At 60.6% G+C, this 12,508-nt stretch carries 13 protein-coding genes; all 13 read right to left on the bottom strand.

Annotated features, from left to right (window positions below; genetic code table 11):
* Nucleotides 1–117: 117 nt before the first annotated feature.
* Nucleotides 118–1,863 (bottom strand): VWA domain-containing protein, encoded by a 1,746-nt coding sequence (locus tag AXG89_RS40840; RefSeq protein WP_236873648.1) that lies wholly within the window; start codon nucleotides 1,861–1,863, stop codon nucleotides 118–120.
* A gap of 85 nt (nucleotides 1,864–1,948) precedes the next feature.
* Entirely contained in the window at nucleotides 1,949–2,635 is a 687-nt protein-coding gene (locus tag AXG89_RS40835; protein WP_075357467.1) for a TadE/TadG family type IV pilus assembly protein, read from the bottom strand.
* Nucleotides 2,632–3,078 carry a TadE/TadG family type IV pilus assembly protein gene (locus AXG89_RS40830; protein WP_236873647.1) on the bottom strand — a complete coding sequence of 149 codons (447 nt, stop codon included), beginning with the start codon at nucleotides 3,076–3,078 and terminating at the stop codon, nucleotides 2,632–2,634. Before AXG89_RS40830 ends, AXG89_RS40835 begins: the two co-directional genes overlap by 4 nt.
* 41 nt (nucleotides 3,079–3,119) lie before the next feature.
* Nucleotides 3,120–4,037: a tetratricopeptide repeat protein gene (locus tag AXG89_RS40825; protein WP_083637569.1), complete on the bottom strand. Its 918-nt coding sequence runs from the start codon at nucleotides 4,035–4,037 to the stop codon at nucleotides 3,120–3,122.
* Entirely contained in the window at nucleotides 4,034–4,996 is a 963-nt protein-coding gene (locus tag AXG89_RS40820; RefSeq protein WP_075357469.1) for a type II secretion system F family protein, read from the bottom strand. The genes AXG89_RS40825 and AXG89_RS40820 overlap by 4 nt, the downstream gene beginning before the upstream one ends.
* On the bottom strand, nucleotides 4,993–5,967 hold the full coding sequence (locus tag AXG89_RS40815; protein ID WP_075357470.1) for a type II secretion system F family protein: 975 nt from the start codon (nucleotides 5,965–5,967) through the stop codon (nucleotides 4,993–4,995). The genes AXG89_RS40820 and AXG89_RS40815 overlap by 4 nt, the downstream gene beginning before the upstream one ends.
* Nucleotides 5,964–7,397, bottom strand: a complete 1,434-nt coding sequence (locus AXG89_RS40810) for a CpaF family protein (protein WP_075357471.1) — start codon at nucleotides 7,395–7,397, stop codon at nucleotides 5,964–5,966. Before AXG89_RS40810 ends, AXG89_RS40815 begins: the two co-directional genes overlap by 4 nt.
* The gene (locus AXG89_RS40805; protein ID WP_075357472.1) at nucleotides 7,397–8,617 is read right to left on the bottom strand and encodes an AAA family ATPase; all 1,221 of its coding nucleotides are present in this window, start codon (nucleotides 8,615–8,617) and stop codon (nucleotides 7,397–7,399) included. Before AXG89_RS40805 ends, AXG89_RS40810 begins: the two co-directional genes overlap by 1 nt.
* 31 nt (nucleotides 8,618–8,648) lie before the next feature.
* Nucleotides 8,649–9,023 (bottom strand): CpaD family pilus assembly lipoprotein, encoded by a 375-nt coding sequence (locus AXG89_RS40800; protein ID WP_075357473.1) that lies wholly within the window; start codon nucleotides 9,021–9,023, stop codon nucleotides 8,649–8,651.
* A gap of 10 nt (nucleotides 9,024–9,033) precedes the next feature.
* The gene (locus AXG89_RS40795) at nucleotides 9,034–10,545 is read right to left on the bottom strand and encodes a type II and III secretion system protein family protein (RefSeq protein WP_075357474.1); all 1,512 of its coding nucleotides are present in this window, start codon (nucleotides 10,543–10,545) and stop codon (nucleotides 9,034–9,036) included.
* A 49-nt stretch (nucleotides 10,546–10,594) separates the two neighbouring features.
* Entirely contained in the window at nucleotides 10,595–11,560 is a 966-nt protein-coding gene (gene cpaB / locus AXG89_RS40790) for a Flp pilus assembly protein CpaB (RefSeq protein ID WP_075357475.1), read from the bottom strand.
* Between the two features lie 11 nt (nucleotides 11,561–11,571).
* A complete protein-coding gene (locus AXG89_RS40785) occupies nucleotides 11,572–12,078 on the bottom strand; it encodes an A24 family peptidase (RefSeq protein ID WP_236873646.1) in 507 nt (168 codons plus the stop codon).
* 70 nt (nucleotides 12,079–12,148) lie between these two features.
* Entirely contained in the window at nucleotides 12,149–12,328 is a 180-nt protein-coding gene (locus tag AXG89_RS40780) for a Flp family type IVb pilin (protein ID WP_075357676.1), read from the bottom strand.
* Nucleotides 12,329–12,508 lie beyond the last annotated feature (180 nt).

The following is a 12,508-nucleotide window of genomic DNA, read 5'->3' as shown; positions in this document are numbered from 1 at the left end:
GCAGCGTGTTGAAACGAAAGAGAGTTCGCTGGTCAGAGTGATATACATCAGGAAACCTAAGTACTACCTGAATTTTTCGGGCAAACGGGCGACGCCTTGGCATCGCCCGCATGAAGCTCAGCGAGTCAGCCGCAGGATGCCGAGATTGCCGGCAATCTGCTGGAAGATCGAGGTGAGCGCCGCGTTGGTCGGCGCATGGTAGTAGTTACCGGGTGACGCGCAGCTTTGCATGGTCTGCTGCGCTTGCTTGCTTGCCGAGTCGGTCCCGTAGGTCCCGAACGTGATGGAATAAATGGTGATGCCTTCGTTCTTCATCGCGTTGCAGACAGAAAGCTGGAACGTGTTGATGTCCGACACGGATGTCATCGAACCGTTGGTCGGGCCGCCTGTTGGCGCTGTCAGCGTGCTGTTCCCGACGCCGGACAGACCGTTGAACGACGGGGAAGGCATGATGCCGTTTGCCGTGCCCGGGTCGTTCTCACCATCGGTCAGGACGATCACCACGCGTTGCAATCCCTGGGTGGTCGCTTCAGGGCGGGGCAGGTTGGCATCGGACGATATCCAGCCGTTTGAACCTGACACTTGCGGCGACCACGCCGAAGAGACCATGCGCCATCCCCACAGCAAGCCGGTAGGGATGATGGTCGAACCGTTGGCCTGCATCTGGTTGATCGCGCTGTTCAGTGTATTGATGTCCTGCGTCAGGAACTGCATTGGCTGGATCGAACACGGCCGCGATCCCGAGGTGCCGTTTTGATCCCACGTGGTCGTTGCGGGCAGCGTGCTGCCGGTGGCGACCGGCTGTCCCCACGCGTTGTAGACAGGGGTTGCACTTACCGTGCCGCAGTAGCTGGCCGAACCGTTGGTCTGGTAGGTCAGGGGTACATTAAGCACGCTGTTGACGCTGGTTACCGCGCACTTGGTTTTGCTGCTGTCGTAGTTGGTGATCTTGAAGCCCTGTGGCGGCACGTTGTAGTAGAACGGCGTGAAGCCTGGCGAATCGGCTGGTGCGTAGGCCTTCGGAAACAGTTGCTTCGCACTCCCGACCCGCGGTTCTACCGGGCATCCGGCCCAGCCCGATCCCGTTCCCGACGACTGATACTTCGACGAAATCCCCGCCGAGTTGTAGCTGTTTTTGTCGCTGGCCGCGGGGGTGAGCCAACTGCCGGATGCTGACAATGATGAACCGACGTTGACCATGGTCGTGAACGGAACAAGGCCCACATACGAGCGATTGCCGGACTGGCCGAGCACGCTTGCGACGAGCGTGTTTGCCGCAGAGCGCAATCCCGCGATCTTGGTTCCCTGGCTCTGGTCGGTGCTGGCGTAATCGGCCATCGACCCGGTGTTGTCGAGCACGAGCGCAAGTTCCAGCGTGCTTTGCGGCAAGCGAAACGCGGAGTTGGCGGCGGACACGGTGCTTGTTGTCGGTGTATTCGACGACCCTGACCCGGAACCCGTCCCGCTACTTCCGCTACCCGCAGCGTTCCCGAAGAAATACGGCGCGAGCAACGGAATCGAGCCAGCAGCCGTGAGCTGGATAGTCTGTCCAGTCGCCGGGGCTCCGCTGACCGCAGCCTTGAAGTTGGCGTCGGGCATGGTCAGGCCCAGGTAGCCCTTCGGCATGTTACCGTTATAAAACGCGCGTGCGTCCGCCTTCCATGCCGACGAATCCTTGCCGGCCGGATCGGCATAGTGCGCGAGATCGACGCCTGCGGAAATCGTCGCCACGTCAAGGGCCATCTGCATGCGCGCTTGCGTCATTTCGTAGTCGATCAGATCAAGCGCCGTGCACATTGCGCCGAACATCAGGCTTGCACAGACTGCGAACATCATCGTGACGACGCCGCTGTCTCCAGTCATGAGCGCTGTGACAGAGGGTGAAGGCGCGGCTGGCGCGCAAGAATCGGGGATGGGTATCATTGGATGTTTCCAGAGCGCCGCGCGGCTAACTGGACGCAGCAAGCTTGAGCGGCTGGCCCGAACGCTGGCGCACATAAACCACTTTGTAGATGGTTAGCGTGAGCGGCGCATTGCTCCAGAAGGGAGCGGTCATCGCGAACGGCGTGTAAGTGTAAAAGACCTCGACGGCAGTGGCGGAATCACCCGCATAGAATGGCCAGCCGCTGGGCAGGATGCTGGACGATGTGATTTTTGAAGATGGTCCGTTCTTGCTCATCCAGGAGGCTTTCTGGGACCATGAAATCGTTGGCGAGCCTTTCGTGGGCGGGATCAACTGCACCACATTCGCGCCGCAGTTGTTAGTGTTGTCGCAAATGGACGTGAGTATCACGCCACCTTTCCCCTGGAGGTCGTTGGGTGCGGCGATCACGCTCGCCGCTTGCCAGATTGCGCCGAGATTACTGGCAGTGGCGGTAGATGGATCGTTGATGACCTGGGTCATCTGACCGACCGAATTGGCGAGCGTAAATGCCGTGCGCTCGACAATGCTAACTGCCCGCATATAGAGGTAGATTTCTGTGAACCCAAGCAGCACGAGGAACATCAATGGAACAATGAGCACGAACTCGATCGCGACACTGCCGCCGTCTGCACGCAGGAAGCGGCGCAATCGTGCATGTGAACCAACGCGTGTGATCGAGAGCGGCCGCCGGCTCTTGAACGTATTTTTCATTTTTCGTTCTGGACGATGTAGTTGCGCTGGAAGGTCAGCGTACTAACGCCGAGCAACTGGGGAATCCCGGAGAATCCAGGCATTTTCACGGTAATGTTGTAGGACACCACGTTGCCGAAATCGCCAAGGTCACTGGTGTAGTTGCTGGTGCCCACATTGCCATAGGATCCATAGTCGAGCGTCGCAATGGTCACGGTCGCACCTATTTTCTGCCAGCGTCCGAGAGTGGCCATCACAATTTGTTTGGCCTGATCCGCGCGGGTTCCCGAAGCCGGGTCCACGGTAGTCAGTCCGACCCGCGAAGCGGCTTGTGCGGCAAGTTGAACGGATGCATCCACGAACATGTCGAGCGCTATTTCCAGCGTCCCGAGGATAAGGATGAAGACGACCGGTCCGACAAGAGCAAATTCGATGGCCGAAACGCCGCGGCTGTCCGCCAGCATTCGCGCAAACGGCGCGAGCGGCCGGTGTGGTCCACGCGCTTTCATCGAACGCTCGCCGACTGGATTGCCACCGCCGGGACACGCTGAACGGTCGCGACGGGCAACGCTGCTGGCGCTGTACCTCCGGCTTGCGGCAGATGCGCACGCTGAATGTCGTAGAAACGGAGGTTGTCCTGTACAGACGCCTTCGGCAGGTCGTGGCCCAGAATCTCTGCGGCGGCCTCGCTGTTACCCATCAGCCCATAGGCAAGTGCGAGGTTCTGGCGTGCTTGTGGCGGAGCGCCCGGGTAACGCGTGACATCGAGCAGCACGTTGGCGCCTTCGCGTGGATTGCCGCCGAGAATCAGCGACAAGCCAAGATTGACGCTCAGCATGGGATCGCCGGGATTCGCGACGAGAGCCTGCTTGAGGACGGCCTGAGCGCCGGCGTGGTCGTTGTTCAGGTCGAGTGCGGCGCCAAGCCCGGCAGACGCTGTCGGGTCATTCGGAGCGCGGGCGAGTACGTCGCGATATGTCTTGATCGCGTCGTTGAAACGGCGCTGGTGTATCGCCACGCGCGCTGCCCCGATCATGGGCGTCACCGCATCCGCATCGATCTTGATTGCGCGGTCATAGTAGACACCCGCCCGCGTGAAATCGCCCACGGCGTAAAGCGTGTTACCGAGTCCAGTGATCCCCGCGACCGACTTGGGGTTTGCCTGCAGCACCTTGTTGTACAACGTGGTCGCGAGTTCAATATTGCCCGAGTCGAGTGCGGAGTCCGCGAGCCGCAATTCGCTCATGCTGCTCGGCATGTTGTTCTGGAGGACGGGCCTTACTTCGGAAACTTGCCGTGTCGTGGTGGTGCAGGCGGCGCATGCTGCAAGGGTCAGGAGGCCCAGAGCCAGCGCATAAAAACGTCGGGCCGCGCCGCCAGCGGCGGACAGGCACGTGGCGTCGGGAGCTTTATCGGTTTTCATTGGGTGGCCACATAAGCAAGGAGTTGGATGACAGCGGGGCCAGCCGCGATCGCGACGACCGCTGGCAGGATGAACAGCATCATGGGTACGACCATCTTCGGCGCGAGCTTCGCGGCCTTTTCTTCGAGCGAGAGAATGTGAGCAAGCCGCTCGGTGCGCGATAGGGTGCGCAATGCCGATGAGATCGGCGTGCCGTAACGCAGCGATTGCGTAAGCGTGGAGATCAACGCGCGAATGGAAGGCAGGTCGATTCGTTCCGCCAGTTCCTGCAGTGCGCGCGTGCTGTCGCCAGAGAGCTTGAGTTCGTCGGCGGTCAGGGCGAATTCGTCAGAGAGCGGCGGGCAGATCATCGCGAGTTCGTCGGCGACGCGCCGGATGCTGACGCCCAGACTGTTGCCCGCGTTCGTGCAGATCACGAGCAGGTCGAGCGCATCCGGCAGGCATCCGGCCATCGCTTTGCGGCGCCGCGACGAACGCCACGCAACGAAATATTCCGGCACGATCATGCCGACGATGAACACCGCCAGCATGAGGATGCCGCGGAACGCCGGGTACGCGCCGAGCACGGGGATATCCGACCCGAGCATGACGGTCAGCGCCGCACATGTCAGACCGAAGACAAACTTCACGGCGAGCAGGATGGAGACAGCGCGGGGGCCGCGATATCCGCTACGCACCATGGTTTTTTTCAGCTTCATCCGGTACTTCGCGTCGAAGAGCGGGAGTCTGTCGCCAATCCTTGCAAGCCGCAGCAGGGCCTTCGCACGTTTCGCCGGCGTCTCGTCCTCCTCGGCGCCACGACTATGGCCCACCCGCAGCTCGAGCGCGGCTGTGCGGGCCCGCTCGGCGATGCGGCCGCGCTTGCCGCCATGCTTGGTTGCCCACCATATCGCCAGGACCGCGAATAGCGCGAGCAGCATCGTCAGGTTGATGAGTGTTTCAATGCTTTCATTGCTCATCGCGATGTATCCAGTTTGGACATCTTGTTCACCACCATGAGTCCGATCGAGATCGAGATGGCCGCGAACGTCATCAGCTTGTGGCCCGCAGGCGTTCCGAACAGCACCATCAGATAATCGCGATTGAGGGCATACATGCTCAACATGATGATCACGGGAATCGCCGCCAGGATCTTGGTCGTGATGCGCGCTTCCCCGGTGAGCGCTTTGGTTTTCTGACGAATTTCACGCCGGGTGCGGACGATACCTGCCAGGTTTTCCAGCGTCTCGCCGAGCTGGCCGCCAGTTTCGCGTTGCAAGAGCAGGCATACACAAAAAAAGGAGAAGTCCGCGATCTCGATACGGCTGACCGCGACCGCCAGCACCTCCTCTAGATCGAGGCCGACCTGGAGCGCGTCGCTCATGCGCTTGAATTCGCGCCGCAACGGTTCCGGGCATTCATCGGCCGCGGTGCCGATCACGTGCGTGACAGGCACGCCGGCACGCACTGCGCGAACGATCATGTCGATCACATCGGGGAAGGAATCGAGAAAGCGTTTGCGAAAGCGGTCAATCAGGAAGCGATACGCCTGCATTGCGCCGAGCACAGGCAATGCGGTCATCAGGATGGGCGTTGCGATGTCCGGCAACGGCATGAAAGTTGTCATGGCCAGCGCAAGCAACTCGCCTGCGATCGTGGCCGCTATCACGATGCGCAAACCCTTGGCCCCGGCCACCGTGTTCAGCCGCGCGAGCTTTGGCCGGGTCCATCGCGTCATGGCGTTGTCGCTCTGGATCACGTTGAAGAAGTCGGTTTCGAACTTGCCCGGTGTTTTCTTGTTCGCGGCGCTTACCGCAAATGCGAGGCGCATGCGCGCCTTGACGCGCGCGTCCGGCTGGTTCTTGCGAATGTCCTGGAGCGTGAACACCATCACGCCCAGCAGCAGGGCGGCGGCGAACGAACACATGGTCAGGAGGTCGACAGTGCTCATGACTTCATTGCATCGAGCAGGGCGTCTTCTAGCCCGTAATAAGCAGCCCGCGCGATAAAAGCCGGACGCATGGCGCCCACCTCGAACACGCCCTTGACCTCTTCGCTGTAGGCCGTCGCGTCGTAGCGGAACGTGAAGAGGTCCTGCGTGATGATGACGTCGCCCTCCATGCCGACAAGCTCGGTAACACGTGTGACACGGCGCATGCCGTCGCGCATCCGCTCGATCTGCACGATCATGTGCACGGCGCTCGCAATCTGGCGGCGGATCGACAACAGCGGCAGGTTGCCGTTTGCCATCATGACCATGCTCTCCAGTCGCGTGATGCCGTCGCGCGGCGTGTTTGCGTGGATGGTGGTCATCGAACCGTCGTGGCCGGTGTTCATGGCTTGCAGGACGTCGAACGCTTCAGGCCCGCGCGTTTCGCCGAGGATGATCCGGTCTGGACGCATCCGCAGCGCATTACGAACGAGATCGCGTTGCGCAACGCCGCCAAGCCCTTCGGCGTTTTCGGGTCGCGTTTCAAGACTGACCACGTGCGGCTGCACGAGTTGCAGCTCGGCCGCATCTTCAATGGTGATGGTGCGTTCGCCTGTATCGATGAAATGCGAAAGCGCGTTGAGCAAGGTTGTCTTGCCGGAACCCGTGCCACCCGACACGATGATATTCAGGCGGCAGGTACTCGCGAGCTTGAGCACGTTCGCCATTTGCGCCGACATGTTGCCCTGCTGCGCCATCCGGTGCAGCGTGATGTTGCGCTTTGAAAATTTCCGGATCGAGATGGTGGCGCCATGGATGGCGAGGGGGGGCAATACGACGTTTACGCGGCTGCCGTCGGCGAGACGCGCGTCGACCATCGGACTGCTTTCATCGACACGTCGACCCACGCCTGCCGCTATGCGCTGCGCCACGTTGACCACGTGCGCGTTATCACGAAACTTGTATGGCGTCAATTCAAGGCGGCCATGGCGCTCCACATAGACCTGGTCTGGACCGTTGACGAGCACGTCCGTGATGGTTTCATCGGCGAGCAGCGGTTCGATCGGACCGAGGCCGAACATGTCGTTGAGCAATTCGCCCACAATCTGCCCACGCTCGGTGACCGTGATATTCAGACGCTCGCGTTCGGCAATCTCGCCAACCAGCTTATCGACGCCCGGCTTCATTTGCTCGCGGCCTTTGCCGACTACGGCCGAGGCGTTCATGGACGCAAACACGGCCGCGCGGATGGTCTTGAAAAGCTCCGAGCGGACCAGCATCTCGTTGCCGTCGGTAGCCGCCGGAGCGGGGGATGAAGACAGAGCGGGACGCGGTGCCTCAGTCGACTGCGTAGCCGCGGCGATGACGGCCTCGAGCGACGCCAGCGGATCGACAAGCGCACTATCCGCGAGCTTGGGGCCGGGTTGGACGAGTTGTTTCTGACCGAACATCAGCCTTTCCTCAACTTGAGTTTCTGGAAGAACGTGAGTTTCGCAGCGGAGTGCTGTCCCGTCAGATCCCGTGCAATGCGCGCGATGGTCTGGTTGAACCCTGCGGGCGTTTTCTCCATGACCGGCTCGCCGAGATTCTCCGCAATCGATACGGCTTTCGTCTCGAACGGAACTTCGTAAAGAGTGGAGCGGCCCACAGCCTGCATGAAATCTGCGGGCTGAACCTTGCCGGCCGTCGCAGAGTTTGGATTGTTCAGCAAGATCGAAGTCGGCGGATTGTTATCGCGATCTTCGATGAACCGCAGCAACCTCATGCTTTCACGCGTGCAATGCACGGTGCGGTCCGCGACCAGATAAACGCGCGCTGCATGGTCGAAAGCTTGTTGTGCGAGCGTTGTGGAGGGTGCGTCAATATCCAGTATCACGTAGTGAAAACTGTCGCACAGCAGGTCCAGCACGCGCGGAAGAGCAGCCGCCTCGAACGGCGCGGCCGCACCCAGATCGAGTTCCGAAGACAATACGAACAGACGCCGGCTTTTCGCGACCAGCGTACGCTCTACGTATTGCGGGTCAAGCCGGTTCACGTTATGCAGTACATCGGTGAGGCCATTGTTGCTCTGAATGCCGAGCATGCTGTTCGCTGCGCCGCCGTAAATATTCAGGTCGACATAGGCGACCCGCCGATGTGTCTCTTCGGCAAGGTGCCGCGCTACGTTGAGCGCGAGCGTGGTGACGCCCACACCGCCGCGTGCGCCCGCGAACGCAATGGTTTTTCCAGCACGCGCCAGCGTCACGGGGTTGACCTTTCCATCCTGCATGCTGAAGGTGCGCTTGAGCAGTTCAACGGTCAGCGGCTTGACCAGGTAATCGCGCACACCGAGTTTCAGCAGGCTGCGGAACAGTCCTACGTCGTTGCGCTCACCAAGCGCGACCACTTGTACGGATGGCTCGCAGACTTCGGAGAGCCGGCCGAGGTCTGACAAGGGCATGGTCGAGCCATGCAGGTCGACGAGCAGGAATTGCGGTGAGCGTTCTATCTTCGACAGATACACAATGGCTTCGTCAATGTTGCCGAGCACGATATGCACGTGCGGCATTGCCTCTTCGAGGACGAAGCTCTTGAGGATCTGCTCGGTCGTCCGATCCGTCACGAACGCGATGAAATCGGCAACGCGCGCGCCCGATTTCGCTTTTGATACCCTGAACTCTGTTGTGCTCATGTGCTCTTCTCGAAGGTGTCGCTGACCGGGGTCATTTGGAATCGCGCGACGTCGATGTGTCGAGGGGAATGACCCGGCCGTTCTTGTACCGGTGAACGGCGCCCGCAGCTACAGCTGCGTCGGCAGGTCCGAGCTTTTCAGGCGCGACGAGGTCCTTCGGGTTCGCTATCTGAGCAGCCAGATTGGTGTAGGTCGCGCAGCCCCATTGCATGTCCGGCCGATGCCAGCCGGCGTCCGTGAGCAGGGAGGGTCGGGAGAGGCTGTCGCAGTCCGGCGGCAGCGCCGACTTGCCGTCGAAGCCGATAGTTGTCTGGTCCGGCATGCCGCGCGGCGGCTTGAAACAGCCGCTGAGTCCGACAGCGAAGGTGCACGCGAGAACAAGGGTGAGAAGGCGGGCTGATTTCATGGTGTCTGGCTCAGTAAACGTAACCGGCTGCGCCGACAAGACGCGGTTGTGCGGCGTCGGCCGGTGCGCCGGCTTGACGGCTGAAGCTGTATTCGACGTCATTGCTCGGCGACGTCAGCGATTCCAGCGGCGAGCGCAGTTTCGACGGGTCCGTTGGCTCGACCAGATACGGCGTGACCATGATGACCAGCTCGGTCTTGTTGTTCTGATAGTTCGTCGATGAAAACAGTTTGCCCAGAATCGGAATCGAGCCCATGCCCGGGACCTGGGAAATGATGTCCGTTGTATTGCTCTGGAGCAGCCCGCCAATGGCGAAGCTTTGGCCGCTTCCGAGTTCCACGGTGGTATCGGCACGACGAACGCTCAGTCCCGGCACCGTGATGCCGCCCGTGGTGACACTCACCGACGTATCGATCTGACTGACTTCCGGACGTACCTTGAGGCTGATGCGGTGATCGTTCAACACGGTCGGCGTGAAATCTAGCTTTACACCAAACTGCTTGAATTCAACCGAAATCGCGCCGTTGGTCTGCGATACCGGAATCGGGAATTCGCCGCCCGCGAGAAAGCTCGCTGTCTGTCCCGAGAGTGCCACGAGGTTCGGTTCTGCCAGTACGGTCAGCAGGCCTTCCTGATTCAGCGCGTCGACCAACGCGCGGATATCGACATTGTTCGTCTTGAACGCGCCGAACAACGAGTATGCATTGTTGGTCGGCAAATTGACGGGGTACGTGGTGCCGCCGGCTGCGTTGGTCAGCGGCTGGTTGAGGTTATAGATCGACCGGCCGCTGAAAATTCCGCCGTATATATTGCCGACGGCATTGCCCATTGCCTGCCAGTTGATTCCCAATTGCTGCGTGACGTTACGATCCACTTCCGTGATCCGCACGCGCAATTGCACCTGCAAAGGACGATCGATTGTCATGCGATTGACCAGCACCTCCTTGTCTGCGAGATAGGGCGTAAGCGAATCCACGACCGCGTCGGCATCGGTGGAATTTGGAGCTTGTCCCGTCACCATCAGCGAACCCTGTCCGGTTGTCAATTGCACGTTCAGGTTTGGAAAACGCGCGGTGATCATGGTGCGCAACGAGTCCATATCGCGTCCCACGTACACGGTGCGTTGAACCAGTGTCTTGTTGTTTGCGCCGAGCACATAGAGCGTTGTGGTGCCGGCCTTCTTGCCCAGTACAAACACCGCCTTTGGCGAGGGTACGTGCACGTCGGCCACGTTCGGATCGGCGACGAACACGGACACCGCGTCCTCATTGAGTCGAACCAGTACGCCTTTTCCTGCGCCCACTTCCAGCGTGCCTTGCGTCGGTGCCAAAGGCGAGTTGGCGTCAGCGTTCGCCGGTGCAGCAGCGGAGCGGGGCATGCCTGTGCGCGCGAGTTCATGCGCGGCCTGCGACGACGACACGGGCGACGCAGCAAATACGGGCGCGACACATGTCCCGCTGCATGCGGCGGCAAAGGCGATAGCCCCGAGCTCCTTTCGAATCGAACCGAACTGCGTTTTCATGACTTTCTATCCTGGCAAGTGGGTTTGATCCCACCGATTTGGGCGTGTATCAGCGCGGTGCAGGTACGGCAGGCAGTGGCGGCACATCGCCGGGCGCCGGTGTGCCGTTGGCCTGAGCGACGCTCGTTGTCGCGTCTGCCTTTTCGGAACCTCTGTAAATCGTCACCGCGCGGGGCATGGCCGAAACCGACACAGTGGATATCGACGAGGTGGCCGGGATGACGTGCGCTCGCGGCAAGTCGCGTACCGCACGCGAGATGTCGCCGGCCCACACCGGCGCTGACGTCGCGGCACTGCCTGCAAACGGCGCCGCCGTGTCGCGAGTAACGGTGGCGAAGCTGCGCAACGCCAGCGACAGGCTGCCGAGCCGCGCGGCAACCGCGACGACTTCGCCCATGCGCGGCGTCACTTCCAGGGTGACCGTGCGGGCGCGGTTGTTGATGTCAGGCGCATCTCCTGTCTTGGGACGTTTGATTTCCGAACCCACTGCGAGGACGCGTACACGCTCGACCACCGTTTCACTCGACACGGCGAGGTCCGGCGAATCAGTGCGCCGTTCCATTTGCTGCGTCAGCAACAGGTCTACGTAGTCACCGGGCTGGATCAGACCGGCGTTTCCCGATACGTCATCCACGGCGACCGACACGGCGCGCATCTCGGGCTTGAGCGTCGCCGCCAGGAAGCCTGGTGCGTTCGGCAAGATGACATCGTCAGAGACGAGGACCGTGCCGATCGCTGCCGGGTGGCGTAGCAATGCACCTTTGAGGTCAGCGGCGCCCGGCGCACCGGAAATGATCGCGTTGGGCGGAATGCTTTCGACCGGGAACTTTTTCCACGTGAGGTCTTCGTCTCGCAGCAATAACCCCTGCGGCAGATCGGCTGCGCTGACGAGGACCTTTTCTGTACTGACCGGCTTGGCCGCCGAGTGCGATGCACTGACCACGACGACGCGCACGATCAACGCGATCAGGACTGCGCCTACCAGAAGCACGCTGAATTTGATGATGTTGGACATAGGACGCCGTACTATCGCGTTAAAAACATTGAGAGCAAAACTGGCAGCACAATGACCGTACCGCCGCCTAATGCGAGCGCAACGCCGTAAGGCACACCGCGCGCACCTGAGAACATTGCTAGAACGCGCATCGACGTGGATCGGTGCTCAGGGTTCATTCGTTTCGTGGCAAGACTGATGAGTGACACCAGCGTGCCGATCACGGAAATCAAGGTCAGCGCAGGCATCCACAACCTTAGTCCAGCCCAAAGGAAAATGACTGCTGCGAGTTTTGCGTCGCCACCGCCGAGCAGGTTCGCCGCAAACAGGAGCGCGCAAAAAAGAAACACGCCAAGGGCGAGCAACACGTGTTGCAGCACATCCCCGAGCGGCATCCGGACAAACAATGCTTCGATGAAAAATAGCGCCCCTATGGCGAGCACGGCCTTGGTGGGCAGACGCCGGAACCGGATGTCGAATACCGCGAGCCATAACAGCGCACACAGGACAATCAGGCGAAGGGTCAGGGGGAGTAGCACGATCGACACAATCCGGAGGCGAGTAGGGCGGAGATCCGGCCAGCGGGCAGCCGGATCTCCAGCGAGGCGATTAGCTGCCTTGCGCCGAGGTTACTTTGGTGAACAATCCACTGAACATCGAAGTCGTGCTGCTCTTGAATGCAACTGATATGCCGCCGAGAGCGAGCACTACGATGCCTGCCAACACTGCGTATTCCATGGCGCTTACGCCACGCTCGTCGCGAACAAATGCTTTAAAGACCTTGCGCATCTTGTACATCCTTATAACGGTAGGTAGTTGACTCGCCCATTGCGTGCGAGCCGGCCAAGAACTTCCCCACCGTCCCCGCCGACGAATCTCTCCGGACAAGCTCGGAAGGTAGGTGGTGAGCCTATTTACGGCGTGCTTAAAACGAACTTGAGGGGAGCAATGACGCCAAGCGGAAACAAC

Origin of the sequence: Burkholderia sp. PAMC 26561 (assembly GCF_001557535.2) — a bacterium.
In the GTDB taxonomy this organism is placed as follows: domain Bacteria; phylum Pseudomonadota; class Gammaproteobacteria; order Burkholderiales; family Burkholderiaceae; genus Caballeronia.
The sequence above is the reverse complement of the archived record's forward strand: the minus strand, read 5'-3'. Positions and strand labels throughout refer to the sequence as shown.